General features: G+C 57.4%; 14 protein-coding genes and 1 pseudogene. 5 read left to right on the forward strand and 10 right to left on the reverse strand.

Annotated features, from left to right (window positions below; all coding sequences use genetic code 11):
* Positions 1 to 16 precede the first annotated feature (16 nt).
* The 3 genes and pseudogenes from nrfF to gltP all read left to right on the forward strand — a co-directional run bounded on the left by nrfF (position 17) and on the right by gltP (position 4,620).
* Positions 17 to 2,228 (forward strand): annotated as a pseudogene (gene nrfF, locus OGX80_RS12155) (heme lyase NrfEFG subunit NrfF).
* Positions 2,229 to 2,960, forward strand: a complete 732-nt coding sequence (gene nrfG, locus OGX80_RS12160) for a heme lyase NrfEFG subunit NrfG (protein WP_370662153.1) — start codon at positions 2,229 to 2,231, stop codon at positions 2,958 to 2,960.
* A 346-nt stretch (positions 2,961 to 3,306) separates the two neighbouring features.
* A complete protein-coding gene (gene gltP, locus OGX80_RS12165; RefSeq protein ID WP_024130825.1) occupies positions 3,307 to 4,620 on the forward strand; it encodes a glutamate/aspartate:proton symporter GltP in 1,314 nt (437 codons plus the stop codon).
* A gap of 103 nt (positions 4,621 to 4,723) precedes the next feature.
* On the opposite strand, the gene yjcO is transcribed toward gltP, so the two are convergent.
* Together yjcO and fdhF are read right to left on the reverse strand one after the other, a co-directional pair.
* Entirely contained in the window at positions 4,724 to 5,413 is a 690-nt protein-coding gene (gene yjcO, locus OGX80_RS12170; protein WP_012134575.1) for a Sel1 family TPR-like repeat protein YjcO, read from the reverse strand.
* A 182-nt stretch (positions 5,414 to 5,595) separates the two neighbouring features.
* Positions 5,596 to 7,743: a formate dehydrogenase subunit alpha gene (gene fdhF / locus OGX80_RS12175; protein WP_077956844.1), complete on the reverse strand. Its 2,148-nt coding sequence runs from the start codon at positions 7,741 to 7,743 to the stop codon at positions 5,596 to 5,598.
* A gap of 289 nt (positions 7,744 to 8,032) precedes the next feature.
* Between fdhF and OGX80_RS12180 the strand changes: the two genes are divergently transcribed.
* Positions 8,033 to 8,764 (forward strand): response regulator transcription factor, encoded by a 732-nt coding sequence (locus tag OGX80_RS12180; RefSeq protein WP_012134571.1) that lies wholly within the window; start codon positions 8,033 to 8,035, stop codon positions 8,762 to 8,764.
* Positions 8,765 to 8,832: 68 nt separating this feature from the next.
* Here OGX80_RS12180 and OGX80_RS12185 read toward each other — a convergent pair whose 3' ends face one another.
* The 6 genes from OGX80_RS12185 to OGX80_RS12210 form a co-directional block, all read right to left on the reverse strand.
* On the reverse strand, positions 8,833 to 9,828 hold the full coding sequence (locus OGX80_RS12185) for a carbohydrate kinase family protein (RefSeq protein ID WP_286471336.1): 996 nt from the start codon (positions 9,826 to 9,828) through the stop codon (positions 8,833 to 8,835).
* Positions 9,825 to 10,685 (reverse strand): ketose 1,6-bisphosphate aldolase, encoded by an 861-nt coding sequence (locus tag OGX80_RS12190; RefSeq protein ID WP_012134569.1) that lies wholly within the window; start codon positions 10,683 to 10,685, stop codon positions 9,825 to 9,827. The genes OGX80_RS12185 and OGX80_RS12190 overlap by 4 nt, the downstream gene beginning before the upstream one ends.
* Positions 10,686 to 10,699: 14 nt before the next feature.
* Positions 10,700 to 11,380: a D-lyxose/D-mannose isomerase gene (locus OGX80_RS12195; RefSeq protein WP_024130824.1), complete on the reverse strand. Its 681-nt coding sequence runs from the start codon at positions 11,378 to 11,380 to the stop codon at positions 10,700 to 10,702.
* Positions 11,381 to 11,505: 125 nt separating this feature from the next.
* Positions 11,506 to 12,447 (reverse strand): ABC transporter substrate-binding protein, encoded by a 942-nt coding sequence (locus OGX80_RS12200; RefSeq protein ID WP_012134567.1) that lies wholly within the window; start codon positions 12,445 to 12,447, stop codon positions 11,506 to 11,508.
* Positions 12,448 to 12,548: 101 nt separating this feature from the next.
* A complete protein-coding gene (locus OGX80_RS12205; protein WP_047459617.1) occupies positions 12,549 to 13,544 on the reverse strand; it encodes an ABC transporter permease subunit in 996 nt (331 codons plus the stop codon).
* Positions 13,541 to 15,061 carry a sugar ABC transporter ATP-binding protein gene (locus tag OGX80_RS12210; protein WP_012134564.1) on the reverse strand — a complete coding sequence of 507 codons (1,521 nt, stop codon included), beginning with the start codon at positions 15,059 to 15,061 and terminating at the stop codon, positions 13,541 to 13,543. The genes OGX80_RS12205 and OGX80_RS12210 overlap by 4 nt, the downstream gene beginning before the upstream one ends.
* 114 nt (positions 15,062 to 15,175) lie before the next feature.
* Here OGX80_RS12210 and OGX80_RS12215 point away from each other — a divergent pair, with 114 nt between their 5' ends.
* On the forward strand, positions 15,176 to 17,446 hold the full coding sequence (locus tag OGX80_RS12215; RefSeq protein WP_114848694.1) for a hybrid sensor histidine kinase/response regulator: 2,271 nt from the start codon (positions 15,176 to 15,178) through the stop codon (positions 17,444 to 17,446).
* A 14-nt stretch (positions 17,447 to 17,460) separates the two neighbouring features.
* On the opposite strand, the gene alsK is transcribed toward OGX80_RS12215, so the two are convergent.
* Entirely contained in the window at positions 17,461 to 18,375 is a 915-nt protein-coding gene (alsK, locus tag OGX80_RS12220; RefSeq protein ID WP_049011255.1) for an allose kinase, read from the reverse strand.
* Positions 18,359 to 19,054: a D-allulose-6-phosphate 3-epimerase gene (alsE, locus tag OGX80_RS12225; protein ID WP_114848693.1), complete on the reverse strand. Its 696-nt coding sequence runs from the start codon at positions 19,052 to 19,054 to the stop codon at positions 18,359 to 18,361. The genes alsK and alsE overlap by 17 nt, the downstream gene beginning before the upstream one ends.
* Position 19,055: the final 1 nt, after the last annotated feature.

Here is a 19,055-nt window from a genome sequence, read left to right on the forward strand (position 1 = left end):
TTAGGCAGGGTGATCTCTGGACGTATTCCTTCCTGAAGCCGGTTTTCTGGCATTACTGCTGAGTCTTGGGGTCAACGTGTTGACCCCACTTGCCACGCTGGTGGGGTTGCGCCAGCGCTGGCAGGGCATCAGACGTCTGGCGATAATCGGCGTCCTGGCGCAATTCGCGCTGTTATTACTGGCGTTCGCTATTCTGGTTTTCTGCTTTCTTACCAGCGATTTTTCGGTTGTCTACGTTGCACAGCATAGCTACAGCCTGCTGCCGTGGGGATTAAAACTGGCGGCGGTGTGGGGCGGTCATGAAGGATCGCTGCTGCTGTGGGTGCTGTTCCTTTCCGGCTGGAGCGCGCTGTTTGCCTGGCGGTGCAAAGGCGAGCGTGATGCGCTCTTTCCGCTAACGCTCTGTATTCTGTCGATGATGACCGCCCTGCTGCTGCTGTTTGTCGTGGTCTGGTCGGACCCGTTTGTGCGTATCTTTCCGCCCGCGATTGAGGGGCGCGATCTCAATCCGATGCTGCAACACCTGGGGCTGATTCTCCATCCACCGCTGCTTTATCTGGGCTATGGCGGCCTGATGGTCGCCGCGGGCGTTGCGCTGGCGTCATTGCTGCGCGGCGGCTTTAGCGCGGCCACTGCCTGGGTCTGCTGGCGCTGGGCGCTCCCCGGCTGGTGCGCGCTGACGCTGGGCATCATTCTCGGGTCGTGGTGGGCGTACTGCGAACTGGGCTGGGGCGGCTGGTGGTTCTGGGACCCGGTGGAAAACGCTTCTTTATTACCCTGGCTTTCCGCCAGCGCGCTACTGCATAGCCTGTTCGTTTCCCGCCAGCGCGGAATCTTTCGCCACTGGTCTTTGCTGCTGGCGATTCTGACGCTGATTTTATCCCTGCTGGGCACGCTGATTGTGCGCTCCGGCATTCTGGTTTCTGTCCATGCCTTTGCGTTGGACAACGTGCGTGCGGTACCGCTGTTCGCGCTGTTTACCGTGTTGAGCCTGGCGTCGCTCGGGTTGTACGCGTGGCGAGGCCAGCAAGTCCGCCAGAATGCGCGTTTTGGCAGTTGGTCGCGTGAGATGATGATTCTGGCCGCGCTGCTGCTTTTTAGCGCCGTGCTGCTGATTGTGCTTATCGGGACGCTCTATCCGATGATTTACGGCCTGTTCGGCTGGGGGCGACTCTCCGTCGGCGCGCCCTATTTTAATCGCGCCACGCTGCCGTTTGGGCTGCTGATGCTGTTAGTTATCGTACTGGCGACAATCAGAAGCCGGAAAGTGTCTGTGCGTCGCCAGCTTCCGGCGCTACTGGCGCACACCGGCGTATTGGTTGTCGCCGCCGGGATTATTTTCTCCAGCGGCAGTCGGCATGAGATCAGCCTTAATCTGCGCCCCGGAGAGCAGGTGGAACTGGCAGGCTACACGTTTCGTTTTGAACGTCTCGATCTGGAGGCGAAAGGCAATTACACCACCGAGAAGGCGCAGATCGCCATTGAGCAGGATAAACGGCACATCGGGCGCGTCACGCCAGAGCGGCGTTTTTACGCGGCGCGCCGTCAGCAGATGATGGAGCCGGGGATTCGCTGGAATCTGCTGCATGACTGGTATGCGGTAATGGGCGAAAAAACCGGGCAGGATCGCTATGCCATGCGCCTGTATGTCCAGACCGGCGTGCGCTGGATCTGGGGCGGAGGGCTGTTGATGATTGCAGGCGCGGCGCTCAGCGGCTGGCGTGGGAGGAAGCGTGATGAGTAAATTAATCAACGCGTTGCCGGATGGCGGCGTACGGGGTGCGCAACACATTGTAGGCCAGATAAGCGCAGCGCCATCCGGCAGAATAGGTTTACTCTTGGCTATCATCTTGTTTTTCATCACCTTCGCAACGCATGCCCAGGTTGTGGACACCTGGCGCTTTGAAAACGCGCAACAGCAGGAAAAATCACTATTTATTGCCAGCCAGCTGCGCTGCCCGCAGTGCCAGAATCAAAACTTGCTGGAATCCAACGCGCCGGTAGCGGTCAGTATGCGCCATCAGGTCTATACCATGGTGGCGGAAGGTAAAAGCGAAGAGGAAATCACCGCCTGGATGACCGAACGCTACGGTGAGTTCGTCCTCTACAACCCGGCGCTAACCGGGCAAACGTTGCTGCTATGGGCGCTGCCTTTCCTGCTGTTGCTGCTGGTGGGCGTGGCGCTGTGGCGAGTGATAGCGCGTCAGCGTAAAGAGGAGGGGGAGTGAATGAGTCTGCATCAGGTGAGCGTACTGCTGCTGCGTCACAGCCAGCGCCAGGCGCAGCAGGCGCTGGCGGGTCAGGACGCGGCGCAGCTACAACAGGAATTGCATCATGATTTGGCGGAGCCTGTGGCTTCGGACGCGCCGTCGCGCCCGCTGCCGGTGAAAGCGCTGCTGGCCGTTGCGATCGTCATGGTGATGGCTTGCGTCGGCGGCTATCTGGCGTCGTCAAAATGGCAGGCCGTTCGCCAGGAGCAGCAGCGTCTGGCCGATCCGCTGCGGGCGTTTACCGATGAACCGACGGCGGAAAAGCAGTTACTGACGTTGCAGGCGGCGATTCGCGCAAACCCACAGGACAGCGCGCAGTGGGCGACGCTGGGCGAGTACTACCTCTGGCGTAATGCCTATGACAATGCTCTGCTGGCGTATCAGCAGGCGCTGCGCCTGCGGGGAGAGAACGCGGAGCTCTATTCGGCGCTGGCGACGGTGCGCTATTACCAGTCCGGGCAGCATATGACGCCGGAAACGCGTGAAATGATCGATAAAGCGCTGGCGCTTGATGCTTCGGAAGTCACCGCGTTAATGCTGCTGGCCGCTGATGCGTTTATGCAGGCTGATTATGTGCAGGCCATCGCATTCTGGCAAAAATTACTGGATTTGAACTCGCCAAGGGTTAATCGCGTGCAACTCATTGACGCTATTAATATGGCGAAGTTGTTGCAGAATCGTCAGAAATAATTTTGTTTTTTTGTGATTTGTGTCGTTTTTGCTGTTTAAAAAGTAAGCGAATGAACGGTGGCGTTAAAATAATTCCAGAAAGGTATTATTCGTTTTTGAGGAAATAAAAATCTTTCCATAACAAATAGTTATTCATGATGATCGCGATAAACTCGCGTTATTATGCAGAAAATCAGTTAGATGCCCTGTTCTGAAAGGGTTGCGCAGTATGCCATGCAAATGGTACTGATTATGCGCGTTAAAAAACTCCACAAACGAACGCAACACAATTCATACCCTTTCAGTATGTACTGTTCTCATCCTTTTTTGAATGCAGAACGGCGCTTCATTGAGGAAGTCTGTTGTTATGAAAAACTTGAAAATCAGCCTGGCCTGGCAGATTTTGCTGGCCATGGTGCTGGGTATTCTTCTGGGCAGTTATCTGCATTATCACAGCGACAGCCGCGAATGGCTGGTTGCCAACCTGCTGTCACCGGCGGGCGATATCTTTATCCATCTGATCAAAATGATCGTCGTTCCGATTGTTATTTCCACCCTGATTGTCGGTATTGCCGGTGTCGGCGATGCGAAACAGTTAGGACGTATCGGTGCCAAAACCATTATCTATTTCGAAGTGATCACGACCGTCGCCATTATCCTCGGTATTACACTGGCGAACGTGTTTCAACCCGGTTCCGGGATTGATATGTCGCAACTGGCGACCGTGGATATTTCGAAATACCAAAGCACGACGGCAGAAGTACAAAGCCATGCGCACGGTTTGATGGGCACGATTTTGTCACTGGTTCCGACCAATATTGTCGCGTCGATGGCGAAGGGCGACATGCTGCCGATTATCTTCTTCTCGGTGCTGTTTGGCCTGGGTCTGTCTTCCCTGCCTGCGACTCACCGTGAACCGCTGGTCACCGTGTTCCGCTCCATCTCAGAAACCATGTTTAAAGTGACCCACATGGTGATGCGTTACGCGCCGGTTGGGGTGTTTGCGCTGATCGCCGTGACCGTGGCGAACTTTGGTTTTGCGTCGCTGTGGCCGCTGGCGAAACTGGTGCTGCTGGTACACTTCGCGATTCTGTTCTTCGCGCTGGTGGTGTTGGGCATCGTGGCGCGTCTGTGCGGTCTGAGCGTCTGGATTCTGATTCGTATCCTGAAAGATGAACTGATTCTGGCTTATTCCACTGCCAGCTCTGAGAGCGTGCTGCCGCGCATTATCGAGAAGATGGAGGCCTATGGCGCTCCGGCGTCGATCACCAGCTTTGTGGTGCCGACCGGGTACTCCTTCAACCTTGATGGCTCAACGCTGTACCAGAGTATTGCGGCGATCTTTATTGCGCAGCTGTACGGTATCGACCTGTCGCTGTGGCAGGAAATCATACTGGTGCTGACGCTGATGGTCACCTCGAAAGGGATTGCGGGCGTGCCGGGCGTTTCCTTCGTGGTGCTGCTGGCGACGCTGGGTAGCGTAGGCATTCCGCTGGAAGGGCTGGCGTTTATCGCCGGTGTTGACCGTATCCTCGATATGGCGCGTACCGCGCTGAACGTGGTGGGTAATGCGCTGGCGGTGCTGGTTATCGCCAAGTGGGAACACAAGTTTGACCGTAAGAAAGCGCTGGCGTATGAGCGCGAGGTATTGGGCAAATTTGATAAGACCGCGAATCAGTAATTCATGACAGATTGCCGGATGGCGCTACGCTTATCCGGCCTACGGGAAGCTGTGGTCTGTAGGCCGGATAAGGCGCTTGCGCCGCCATCCGGCAATATTACATTCACCCGTTGGTTAACTTATCAAACTCTTCGCAGCCGGTATCAAACCCTTCCGTACAGCTCAGATTCAACCAGTGCAGCGCCTTCTGTTTATTCTTCTCAATAAAGCCCTGTTCGCCGTTTAAGAACAACATTCCGGCCCAGTATTCGGAGTAGCCGGTACGGGAAATGGCGGAACTGCGTTTGAAATACCAGGTCGCCTTATCGTCATCGGCAGGAATGCCCACGCCGTTGGCATAAATCAGCCCGAGCAGCATCTGCGCATCGGCGGCAGAATCACTCTCCAGGTTTTCTGAGGCGTTTTGCAGCAGTGAAATGGCTTTTGGATAGTCAGGCGTCCCCGCCTGGGTGTTGACCAGAATGCGCGCCAGAGTGATTTCTCCGGCTTTGCTGCCCGCTTGTGCCGCCTTTTCGGCCAGCGTTTTAGCCTGCGGATAATCCAGACTGACGGGGTTGGTGATTTTGATTTGCGCCAGCAATGCGCAGGCATCCGCATCACCATTGTCTGCGGCTTTTTGCGCCCAGTATTCCGCTTTGCTGAGATCGCCGGAACTGAACCAGGTATCGGCAAGAAAATACTGTGCGCGTCGGTCTCCGCCCTCCGCCGCCTTCAGATACTGGCTGCCAGGCTCAGTATCGGTGGCATGGGCAAAGAATGTCATTAAGAACATCAATGCAAGAAGTGGTTTCATTTTGAGTTTTATTTAGGGTACGGAGTAGACAGTATAAAGAGATCGTATGGATAAAAAAACAGCCTCCGGCGGAGGCTGTTGCAAGGAAAATGTCTGATGGCGATGCTCACGCATCTTATCAGGCCGACGGTGGAAACAGGTCGTAGGCCGGATAAGGCATTCTCATGCCGCCATCCGGCAGATTACCCCATTGCGCTTTCGCGCAGACGGGTTTTCAACTTGCTGTACTCATCAATCACATACTGCTCGGCGGCGCGCTGATCGGCGATCGGCTCGACGCGCACGGCGCAGTACTTGTACTCCGGCGTTTTGGTAATCGGGCTTAAGTTCTCCGTCACCAGCTCGTTACAGGCGCCAATCCACCACTGGTAGGTCATGTAAATCGCCCCTTTGTTCGGACGATCGCTGACCTGCGCACGGGTGATAATTTTGCCTTTACGTGAATGAACCCAGACCAGCGCTTCATCTTCAATGCCCAGACGCGCGGCGTCGGCCGTGTTGATTTGCGCATAGCCAGGCTCATCCGCCAGCGCCGCCAGCGCGGCACAGTTCCCGGTCATCGAGCGACATGAATAGTGGCCGACTTCACGCACCGTAGACAGCACCATTGGGTACTCTTCGGTGAGTTTGTCGATCGGCGCGACCCAGTCGCAGGTGAAGAACTGCGCCAGACCGTTCGGGGTGTCGAATTTCTCTTTGAAGAGATAAGACGTCCCCTGATCGGCATCCGACGTGTCGCGGCAAGGCCACTGAATGAAGCCCAGCTCGCCCATCTTCTCGTAAGTCGCCCCATAGAAATCCGGGCACAGATGACGCAACTCATCCCAGATCTCCTGGGTGTTGTTGTAGTGCATCGGGTAGCCCATACGGGTGGCGATTTCACTGATGATTTGCCAGTCCGTTTTCAGATCCCACTTCGGTTCAACGGCTTTAAAGAAGCGCTGGAAACCACGGTCAGCAGCGGTAAACACCCCTTCATGCTCGCCCCACGACGTAGACGGTAAAATAACATCCGCCGCCGACGCGGTTTTGGTCATAAAGATGTCCTGCACGATGACCAGTTCCAGGTCTTCAAACCCTTTGCGCACCGCAGAGAGTTCCGCATCGGTTTGCAGCGGATCTTCACCCATAATGTACGCCGCGCGAACTTCGCCATGCGCAGCACGGTGTGGCAGTTCGCTGATGCGATAGCCGGTATGCGCTGGCAGGCTTTCCACGCCCCAGGCTTTGGCGAATTTTTCGCGGTTAGCCGGGTCTTTCACGTACTGATAGCCCGGATAGGTATCCGGCAGCGCGCCCATGTCACATGCGCCCTGAACGTTGTTCTGGCCGCGAACCGGGTTCACGCCCACGCTTGGCTTACCGAGGTTGCCGGTCAGCATGGCGAGACTGGTCAGCGAACGCACGGTTTCCACGCCCTGATAGAACTGGGTCACGCCCATGCCCCACAGGATTGCGGCGCTTTTCGCTTCGGCGTACATACGCGCCGCCTTGCGAATATCGTGCGCGCTCACGCCGGTGATATCCTCAACGGATTCCGGCGTGTAGCCTTCGACAATCTTACGGTACTCTTCAAAGCCTTCAGTACGGGAGGCGACGAACGCCTGGTCGTACAGATTTTCTTCAATAATGACATGACCCATAGCGTTGAGCAGCGCGATATTCGAGCCGTTTCTCAACGCGATGTGGATGTCGGCAATGCGCGCGGTTTCAATTTTGCGCGGATCGCAGACGATAATTTTCGCGCCGTTGCGTTTAGCGTTAATCACATGATTCGCCACGATAGGGTGGGAATCCGCCGGGTTATAGCCGAAGATAAACACTAAATCGGTGTTATCAATTTCGTTAATCGCATTACTCATTGCGCCGTTACCGACCGACTGGTGCAGACCTGCAACCGATGGGCCGTGTCAGACGCGAGCGCAGCAGTCAACGTTATTGGTACCAATAACGGCGCGCGCGAATTTTTGCATTACATAGTTGGTTTCGTTACCTGTGCCGCGAGACGAACCGGTCGTCTGGATGGCGTCCGGGCCATACTTCGCTTTGATGGCGCTCAGGCGATCGGCGACGTAGTTCAGCGCTTCATCCCAGGAAACGGATTCCAGTTTGCCGCCACGCTGGCGACGAATCATAGGGGTTTTCAGGCGCGGGGTCAGGATCTGGGTATCGTTAATAAAATCCCAGCCATAGTAGCCCTTCAGACACAGAGTACCCTGATTGGTTTTCCCCTGCGCCGCCTCTGCCCGGACGATTTTGCCGTTATCGACCACCAGGTTGATTTTGCAACCTGATGCGCAATACGGGCAAACCGTGACGACTTTTTTCATCGGTCTCGCTCCAGTTAATCAAATCGCGCATACGCGCTGTCGGCCTCATTATGCATCTTTTATGCCATGTTTTTATTGGGGTCTTTCCCTGATATTACGGGTAAAATTTGGTCAAAACCCTGACGAAAAACAGGCTGTCGTCAGTTTTGACGTGACGAACAGGAAAAGCGGTGACGGCCCGGCAGTGTGACCAGGGTTATGTTTCCTGCATCTCCTGCTGCGCAATATCTGTCACTCCGGGCAGAATCAATCACACTCATCTGTAGGGGATGTGAAATGGGGAAGGGTGATGAAACCAGCCATACTGGTCGTGGATGATGACGCGGCGGTCTGCGCATTGTTGCAGGATGTCCTGAACGAGCACGTTTTTGCGGTGACGGTCTGCCATACCGGGCAGGCTGCGCTGGCGTGCGTCGAAACCCAGCCGGAGATTGCGCTGGTGTTGCTGGATATGATGCTGCCCGACACGAACGGTTTGATGGTGTTGCAGCAGGTACAGAAGATCAGGCCTACGCTGCCGGTGGTGATGCTCACGGGGCTGGGGAGCGAGTCGGATGTGGTGGTCGGGCTGGAGATGGGCGCTGATGATTACATCAGCAAACCGTTTAACCCGCGCGTGGTGGTGGCGCGAATGAAAGCCGTACTCCGTCGGGTTGGCGTGCTGATCGCCGAAGGCGGAAGCGTGCAGACGTCCGGCCTCTCTTTCAATGGCTGGCATCTGGATACCGCGCGCTGTCAGTTGCACAATCCGCAGCAGCAGGCGGTGGATCTCACCCAGGGGGAATACAGTTTGCTGCTGGCGCTGGCGCAAAACGCCCGTCGGGTGCTCAGCCGTGAGCAGTTGCTGGAATTAACGCACAGCGACAGCGTTGAGGTGTTTGATCGCACCATTGATGTGTTGATTATGCGTCTGCGCCGCAAAATTGAAATCAATCCGCATCAGCCGACGTTGATCAAAACCCTGCGCGGCCTTGGGTATGTTTTTGCCGCCGATGTGCAGCACCACGATAAAGCCGCGTAATCAGGCGCAGTTGCCGGATGGCGGCGTATTTGTAGGCCTGATAAGCGCAGCGCCATCAGGCGAACTGGCTACAAAAGCGTTCGCAACTCCTCAAGCGTTTTCGCGCCATCAATTGCATTGGCGCACAACAGGCTGACCCGCGCGCAGGCGTGCGCCAGCTTAATGCTCTCGGCCAGCGGCCATACTTCGTGGCAGCCATACAAAAAACCGGCGCAGAACGCATCTTCCGCACCAACGCTACCGACAATCTCCCTCTGCTCCAGCTTTTGCGACGGTATCCAGACGCCAGGCTGATCCGGCGTTTCGCCCCAGGCGCCTTCCGGGCAATGAATCACCACCCGCTGGCGGACGCCTGCATCCAGCAATTCGCGGGCGGCTGCGGCGATGTGCGGAATATGCGGTTCGCCGTTGGGCTGGCGGATCTCCAGACCGCTGAACTCCCCGGCCTCCAGCTCGTTGATCACCAGATAATCCAGATGGCGTAGCGCGGGCAAAACCAGCGGCTGATAGCGCGGATCGCCTTTGCGGGACACCAGATCCAGCGAAGTCTCAAAGCCCTCCTCATGCATCTGCGCCATCAGCCGTGCGCTGCGGGTGCCGTAGTCATCATCCGGCATATCCAGACTGTCGAGCAGCAGCAGATAGCCCAGGTGGAAAATCTTCATCGAGGCATCAAGCTCATCGAACGCAGGCAGATCCAACAGACGGTTAGCGCCGGGGGAGTGGAAAAAGGTGCGCTGCCCGCTGGGATCGGTCATCACCTGCGACATCGACGTGGGGGCAAACGTGGTGCGCTGGACATGCTGGCGATTGACGTGATACTGCTCCAGCATCGCCATAATGTAGTCTCCGTCGGCGTCCTGGCCGATTAATCCCACAGCCTGCAACGGCAGTCCGGTGTGCATCTTTGCCAGCGTCAGCAGGACATTAAGCGGCGCGCCGCCCGTCGAACGTTCGCTATGGGTGATCTCCGCCAGCCAGCCGCGCTCCGGCCACTGTACGATTTGGTGCACATGGTCGACCAGCATATTGCCCGCCGCGATAATGCCTTTACGTTCCATCAGATCTGCCCCGCGCTGCCAAAAATGCGCATCTGTTCCGATACCGTATCGGTAATCGCTTCTTCAATGCCCAGCAGCAGTTCGGCGAACTCATCATACAGCGGCTGGCGGTTAGTCATCCGTGATTCCACCGCCGCCAGCGCAGCCTGCGACATACCGGTGTAGAAATTGATTTTGTGAATGCCCAGCGTAATGGCGCGACGAAAATCCTCATCGCTGATGCCGGAACCGCCGTGCAGCACCAGCGGTAGCGCCGTTTGCTGGCGAATGGCGTCCAGACGTGGGAAATCGAGTTTGGGCTCGCCTTTATATTTGCCGTGAGCGTTGCCGATGGCGACGGCCAGGGCATCAATACCGGTGCGGTCAACAAAATCGCGCGCCAGCTGCGGATCGGTAAACAGCGATTCGTCGGCATGACCATACAGCGCACCGCCCTCATCGCCGCCAACCGCGCCAAGTTCCGCCTCTACCGACACGCCAACGGCGTGGCACATCTTCACCACTTCCCGGGTCTGGCGGATGTTTTCCTCATACTCCAGCGTGGAACCATCAAACATTACCGAGCTGAAGCCCAGACGTAACGCCCGCACCACGGATTCAAAATGCAGCCCGTGGTCGAGGTTAAGCACCACCGGAATATCGTGTCGGGCGGCTTCGAATTTTACCGCTTCGACCAGCGAGTCCAGCGAAACATACTTAAAATGGACTTCGGCAATGTTAATGATAAACGGCGAGCGTTCCTGCCTGGCGGCGGCGAACAGCGCGCGTAAAAAATGGGAATCCAGAACGTTAAACGCCCCCAGCGCATAGCGATGCTTGCGGGCATGGTCGAGTCCATCGGCAAGAGAAATCAACGGCATAATGTGCTCCTTGTTCAGCAGAACAGGCGGTACTCGTTACACAACACCAGTTGCGCCGGTTCATCTTCTTCAATGTCGTTATAGCGGGCGATCGGCTGGAGAAAATGGTTGTCATGGTCATCGTCATTGACGGAAGAAACTTCGCCGACCAGCACGTCGCCAAACCCTTTTTCCGCCCAGAAGCTGTGATACAGGCCCGGCGTCAGGCAAATGCTTTCTCCTGGCGAAAGGCGCAGCTGGCTGCCTGCCGCATGGGTCTGTCGACAGCCGTCTATCACAATGGTGACGTCGGTATTGTCGGTCTGGTCCCGGGAGTCGGCGTTCCACAGCTCAACGATTAAATTACCGCCGCCGCGATTGATAATGTCTTCACGCTTGCGCCAGTGGAAATGCATCGGCGTAACCTGCGCGTCGCGCACATGCATGATTTTTTCCGCGTAGCATTTCTCATAAGGCATACCTTTGGGCGAGCCGTTGCGCAGGGTAAACAGCGTCAGTCCCTGAGCGGCAAAATCTGTCCCGCCGAACGCGGTAACATCCCAGCCGAGCCTGAGATCGAATACTTCGCTCCAGGCGGCATCAAGCTGACGCCATTGCGATGGGGCAAAGCTGGCGAAAGGCGGCAGGTGGACGTCATGCATGGAAAAGAATTGCCGCGTGTGGCCGAGAATTTCGTTTATTTCGGAGCGTTTCATTGAAAGAATTCTCCTTATTGTGATGTAGCCTTGTAGGCCAGATAAGGCATTTTTGCCGCCATCCGGCATGAGTTTACTGCCTGATGGCGCTGCGCTTATCGGGCCTACGCAGAGGCCGCTTTCCGTTATTTCACCGTCCAGCCCTTGTAGCTGCCGATGTTGTTTTTATCGATCATCGTCACCGGAATCAGTACAGGTTCACCAGGCGCCGGTTTGCCCTGTAGAATGTCATAGCCGATCTCCACCGCTTTTGCCGCCATCACCTGCGGATCTTGTGCGGGGGTCGCTACAAACAGGGAATTTTCACGCTTCAGCGCCTCTTCGCCATCGGGCGAACCATCCACACCGACGATAAAGAACTCATTGCGCTGTGCCTGTTTTGCCGCCAGATCGGCGCCGATCGCCGTCGGATCGTTGATCGCAAATACGCCGTCGATCTTCGGATTCGCAGCCAGCAGGGCGGTCATCACTTCCAGCCCGCCTTCGCGACTGCCTTTGGCATTCTGGTTCCAGGAGAGCACCTTGATATCCGGGTGGCGTTTGAACTCGGTCTGGCAGCCCTCGACACGGTTCTGCACGGCGGAAACCGGCGGCCCGTTGATGATCACCACATTGCCTTTGCCTTTCAGACGATCGGTAATGTATTTACAGGCCATTTCGCCCGCCTGGGTGTTATCAGAGGTGATGGTGGCGTCTGCGCCTTCGGCAGCCACGTCAACCGCGACCACCACGATCCCGGCGTCTTTCGCCCGTTTCACCGCCGGGCCGATCCCTTTTGAATCTGCGGCGTTAAGGATGATCATATCCACCTTCGCGGCAATAAAGTTGTCGATCTGCGAAACCTGCTGACCCAGATCGTAGCCGCTGGAGACCAGCGTCACTTTTACGCCATCACCGGCCAGTTTGCGTGCTTCCAGCTCCGCCCCTTTTGTTATCTGCACGAAGAACGGGTTGGCAAGATCGCCCACCGTCACGCCGATGGATTTCAGTTCTTTGGCCTGTACAAACGGCGATGCGGCCAGTAACGCGCCAGCACAGAGCGCGGTCACTAATGGTTTCAAACGCATACTCTTTTCCTCACGTAGGGTATTGTTGTTATAAGCCTGATGGCGCTGCGCTTATCCGGCCTGCGAACGGGCAGGCCTGCGCCGCCATCCGGCAAGCTTGTCTATGCACTTTGATGGTGTCGGGTACGGTATTTGTCGATCAGCACCGCTATGATGATCACCGCCCCTTTGATCACCAGTTGCCAGAAGTAAGAGACGCCCATCAGCGTCATGCCGTTATTCAGGGTGGCGATGATCAGCGCGCCCACCAGCGTGCCGGTGATCGTGCCGATCCCGCCGACAAAACTGGTGCCGCCGAGGATCACCGCCGCGATGGCGTCCAGCTCATACCCCATGCCTAAGTTGCCGTTGGCGCTGTAGAGACGCGAGGCGCTCATTACTCCGCCCAGCCCGGAGAGCAGGCCGCTCATGCCGTACACAAACAGCAGCACCAGCCACACTTTGATGCCGGTTAAACGCGCCGCCTGCATGTTGCCGCCCACGGCATAAATATGTACGCCCAGCGTGGTGCGGCGCAGAATGAACCAGCACAGCACGATCACCGCGAGGGCGATAACCACCAGCCACGGAATCGGGCCAAGATAGTTATTGCCAATCCACTCGAAGCTGATGTTGGAGTTGATCACCGTGGTGCCGTCCGCCAGCAGGTAGGCCGCGCCGCGCAGCGCCGTATAGGTGCCGAGCGTGACAATAAAGGGCGGCAGCCCGGCGAAGGCCACCAGCGCGCCGTTAATCAGCCCCAGCCCCAGGCCGAGCATCAGCGCCGCCGGAATCGACAGCATGGCGAACTCGGGTATCAGAGAGACCACCATCGCCGCCACGGCGGTGGTGCCGAGAATCGACCCCACGGAGAGGTCGATGCCGCCAGTCAGAATGATGAACGTCATCCCCGCTGCTAGCACGATGTTGATCGACGCCTGGCGGGTGATGTTCAGCAGGTTGCTTTCAGTGAAAAAGTTAGGTGCGATAAAGCCAAATACCGCCACGATCAGCACTAAAATCGGTAAAATACCGACCGTTTGCATAAGATCGCTCATCAACATCTTTTTTGCGGAGGCGGACTTCGCCACCTGCTGGGGAGTGGTTGGGTTATTCATGATTTCACCGCCTCAAGGTGGGAGTCGTTTACGCCGGTCGCCAGCCGCATGATGTTTTCCTGTGTGATGTCCTGGCTGTGCAATTCCCCGGCAATGCTGCCTTCATGCATGACGTAGACGCGATCGCTCATGCCGACGATTTCCGGTAATTCACTGGAGATCATCAGGATCGCCACGCCCTTACGTGCCATTTCGTTCATGATGCGATAGATCTCGCTTTTCGCGCCGACATCCACACCGCGCGTCGGTTCGTCCAGAATCAGAATGCGCGGGCCGATGGCGACCCAGCGTGAGATCAGAAGCTTTTGCTGATTGCCGCCGGACAAACCTCCGGCGCGAACCTGGGCATGCGGCACGCGAATGTTGAGCAACTGAATGGCGTCATCGGAGATGCTTTGGGCTTTTTTACGGTTCAGCATCCCCCAGTTGGCGTCGCGCTCCAGCGTCGCCATCGTAATGTTCTCCGCCGCCGCCAGTTCTAAAAACAACCCTTGTTCTTTGCGGTTTTCGGTGAGGTAGCCAATACCGTGCTCAATGGCCTCACGCGGGGAGTGGATCACCACCGGCTCGCCATCCACCTCGATCATCCCGCCGGTGGCTTTACGCACGCCGAAAATCAGGTGCGCCAGTTCGGAACGCCCGGCGCCGACCAGCCCGGCCAGGCCGACGATTTCGCCGGAACGTACCAGCAGGCTGCACGGCTGCACTTTACCGCCGTCGGTAAGGTGATGAACGTTCAGACGCGGTTTACCGAGCGGGATGTCGCGTTCTTTGTTGAACAGGTCGCTTAACGGACGCCCCACCATCATGCGCACCAGTTCGGACGCGTTGAGTTTGTCGCGGGTGAGGCTGCCCACGTACTGTCCGTCGCGTAGGACGCTGACGCGATCGGACAGCTCATACACCTCCGCCATACGGTGGCTGATATAGATAACCGCCATCCCTTCATCGCGAAGGCGCATGATCAGCTCAAACAGACGGTGGGTTTCACGAGATGAGAGGGCGGCGGTAGGTTCATCCATCACCAGGATACGGCTGTTGCGATGCAGGGCGCGGGCGATCTCCACCTGCTGCTGTTCGGCGATGGTCAGCCGCATTACCCGATCGCTGGCTTTAAACTGCGCGCCGAGCCGGTCGATGACCTTTTGCGCCTGCAACACCATCTCTTTACGCTGCACGATGCCGCCGCGCGACAGTTCGCTGCCGAGGAAAATATTTTCGGCGACGGTAAGGTTAGGCGCAAGCTGCATCTCCTGATAAATCAGAGTGATGCCTGCGCTCAGGGCATCTTTCGGCCCACGAATATGAAAGGGCTGACCGTCGATCAGAATCTCGCCGCTGGTGGCGGTATACGCACCGGCGAGAATCTTCATCAGGGTGCTTTTACCGGCGCCGTTTTCGCCCATCAGCGCGTGGATTTCACCGGGGTATACCGTCAGATCGACCCCTTTCAGCGCGTAAAATTTGCCAAACGCTTTGGCAATATTGCGCATCTCCAGAACCGGTGTCCTGCTCATGGCGGATCTCCTGCGGGGTTAGCGATATCAGCACTCCATCACAGGAAAGTAAATGCAAAATGTCAGAAGCCGTTCATATTTGTCATATTGCGATTTTTCTTCATGGAGCGTGATATGCCGCAGCACAGACGTCACTTTTTCGCCAGTGCGCGCGGGCGACTGCTGTTTTTTAATCTGCTGGTAGTGGCGGTGACGCTGATGGTGAGCGGCGTGGCGGTGCTGGGCTTTCAGCATGCGAGTCAAATACAGGAGCAGGTGCAGCAGCAAACCGTCGATGACATGACCGGCAGTATGAACCTGGCGCGCGATACGGCGAACGTGGCGACGGCGGCGGTGCGGCTGTCGCAGGTGGTTGGCGCGCTGGAGTACAAGGGCGAAGCGGAGCGGTTGCAGGAGACTCAGCGGGCGCTCAGGCATTCACTCGAACAGCTGGCGACCGCTCCGCTGGCACAGCAGGAACCGGGGCTGGTGGCCCGCATTATTCAACGCAGCAACGAGTTGCAGACCAGCGTGGCGGGCATGTTGCAGCGCGGGCAGCGGCGGCATCTGGAACGTAATACGCTGCTGAGTTCGCTGTATCAGAATCAGAGTTACTTGCGGCATCTGCAACAGCTTGATGCGGCGCAGGATGCGGCGTTGTTCAGTCAAATGGATCGCCTGATTAGCGCCGCCATCGAAACGCCGACGCCGCGCGCCGTCATTAAACAGCTGGATGGCGTGATGCGCGACCTGCCTGAGCAACATGCCGATCCGCTGGTGAACGTGATTCTGTCTGACTTTAACCAGGAGTTACGCAAACTTGAACCGCTCTCGGCGGCGCTGGAGCAAAGCGACCTGGCCATCAGCTGGTACATGTTCCACATCAAAGCGCTGGTGGCGATTTTAAACAGCGACATCAATCAGTATGCGGCGCAGGTGGCGATCATCTCAGAACAGCGGGTGGCGCAAAGCCATCAGGAATTGCGCTCCGGCGCGTTGTTTATCATGACCTTCGCCCTGCTGGCGGTGGTGATTACCGGCTTTGCCGGGTGGTATATCTACCGCAACCTCGGTTCTAACCTGACGGCGATTTCGCGCGCCATGACCCGGCTGGCGCACGGCGAATCGGATGTCAGCGTCCCCGCCTTGCAGCGGCGGGACGAGCTGGGGGAACTGGCGCGCGCGTTTAACGTTTTTGCCCGCAATACGGCGTCGCTGGAGCGCACCTCCCGCCTGCTGAAAGAAAAGACCTCCCAGATGGAGATCGACCGAACGGAGCGTCAGGGGCTGGAAGAGGCGCTGCTGCACAGCCAGAAACTGAAAGCGGTAGGGCAACTGACGGGCGGGCTGGCGCATGATTTTAACAACCTGCTGGCGGTGATTATCGGCAGTCTGGAGCTGGTCAGCCCCGACTCGCCGGATGCGCCGCGCATTACCCGCGCGCTGAAGGCCGCCGAGCGCGGGGCGCTGCTGACGCAACGCCTGCTGGCATTCTCCCGTAAACAGTCGCTGCACCCGCACTCGGTGGAACTGAAAACGCTGCTGGAAAACCTGAGCGAACTGATGCGTCACTCGCTACCGGCCACGCTGACGCTGGAGATAGAAGCCCAGTCGCCCGCCTGGGCCGCATGGATAGACGTCAGTCAACTGGAGAACGCGATCATCAACCTGGTGATGAACGCCCGCGATGCGATGGAAGGGCAGACAGGGACGATCAAAATCCGCACCTGGAATCAGCGGGTTACGCGCAGTGACGGACGTCGTCAGGATATGGTGGCGCTGGAGGTGATCGATCACGGTTGCGGTATGTCGCAGGAGGTGAAAGCGCAGGTGTTCGAGCCGTTCTTCACCACCAAACAGACTGGCAGCGGCAGCGGGCTTGGGTTATCGATGGTTTACGGCTTTGTGCGCCAGTCAGGCGGTCGTGTCGAAATTGAGAGCGCGCCGGGGCAGGGGACGACGGTCAGATTGCAGCTTCCCCGCGCCATCGCGCCTGCGGTGGCAAACCTGGAGCCGGTTGCGGTGCAAAGTACCGCCAGCGACGAGAAACTGGTGCTGGTACTGGAAGATGAGGCGGATGTTCGTCAGACGTTGTGCGAGCAACTGCATCTGCTGGGGTATCTGACGCTGGAGGCCGCCAACGGCGAGCAGGCGATGCAGATGCTGGCGTCATCCGGCGAGATTGATGTTCTTATCAGCGACTTAATGCTGCCAGGCAGTCTGAGCGGTGTGGAGGTGATCAACCATGCCCGCAAGCATTATCCCCGCCTGACGCTGCTGCTTATCAGCGGGCAGGATTTACGCCCGGCGCATAACCCCGCGCTACCGGATGTGGCGCTGCTGCGTAAACCGTTTACCCGGGCGCAGCTCGCGCAGGCGCTGCGGGCGGCGCATGTGCAGGCCTGATAAGCGTCGCGATATCACCGCGACGACAGAAAACGGCAGCGCGCCAGCGTTGCCGCGCCCTGCGCGCCGTTAAACGCGGAGGACGAGGCGGCAATAAAACGTACGGCCTGATACGGCAACGGTCGGCGCAGGTATTTTTGGATCAGGGTAATTAATTGTTCGCGCGGGAAAGCCTGCATATCCATCACGCCGCCGCCCAAAATCACCGCATCGGGATCGAACAGATTTATGCTGGTGGCAATCGCGCGGGCGGCGCTTTCCAGCAGCGCCTGGACGAATGGCGCCTCTCCGGCGTGGACAAACAGTGCGTCCAGCGCGAAATCCCGTGGCTGTTGTTCGTACCAGCGTTTCAGCGCCAGCCCGGAACAGACCGTTTCGAGGCAACCTGGATTGCCGCAGGCACAGGTCTGCGTCATGTCGCCCTGGGGAATGTGCCCCAGTTCGCCCGCCACGCCATGCGCTCCGGTCCAGGGCGCGCCGTTCATCCACACCGCGAAGCCCATTCCCGTGCCGAGGTAGGCGGCCAGCACCTGCTGCTGTGTGAGATGGTTTTCCACGACGTCATACGACAGCTGTAAGTTAACGTCGCGGGAAAACGCGACCGGGCAGCCCAGCGCATCCTCCAGTTTTCCCGCGAGGTCATGCACTTCTTCAGGTTGCAGCGGCAAATTGGGTGTCGAAATGATGGTGCGGTTGTCTTTGCCGACCAGCGCCGGAAATCCCATCACCAGACCACGGCAGCGCGCCTCGTAGCGTGCGATCTGTTCGCTAATCATCTGTGCAATACCGGCCACCACGCCGGGCGCGATCACCTCCGCCGTACGCTGTTTCTCACAGTGCAGAGTCTCACCGCTTGCCGTTTGCAGGCAAAAACGGATATGGGTTGCCCCCATATCCACACCCGCCACAACGCTATGCTGTTTTTGCATGAGGCAGTACCTCGTTTTTCGCCGTCAGGATCTGCGCCGTCATTACTTGCCATGCGTCGTCGATATTCTCCGCGTGGTTAAACAGCCCGGAGGTGCCGACGATAAAGACATCCGCGCCTGCCGCCATCAATTTTTCGTAGGTGGCCTGATTGCAGGAACCATCCACTTCAATTTCGTAATGCAGCCCTTCACGCTCGCGCCAGGCTTTCAGCTCGGCGATTTTATCCAGCATTTCCGGGATGAACGGTTGCCCGGCAAAGCCGGGATCGACGGTCATCACCGTCACTTTATCAGCCTTATGGATATAGTATTTCATCGCCTCAACCGGTGTTTCCGGGTTGAGAATCAAGCCCACTTTCATACCGTGGCGGCGGATTTCGTCAATCAGACGGAACGCCTGACCGTTGATGGTTTCCGGGTGCAGCGTGATGAAATTCGCACCGGCGCGCGCCAGTTGACCAATATAATCCTGCGGACGCGTCACCATCAGATGACAATCAAGAGGTTTGCTCGCCAGTTTCTTGACCTGGCTGACGAAGAAGGGGGACAGCGTCAGATTCGGCACAAAGTGGCCGTCCATAATATCAATATGAAAATAGTCTGCATGGCTGTCGATAAATTCGATCTGTTCTTTAAACTTCAGCAGATCCATACACATTAAAGAGGGAGAGATTTTCATG

It is taken from the genome of Citrobacter sp. CK194, from assembly GCF_030333395.1.
GTDB lineage: Bacteria > Pseudomonadota > Gammaproteobacteria > Enterobacterales > Enterobacteriaceae > Citrobacter_B > Citrobacter_B koseri.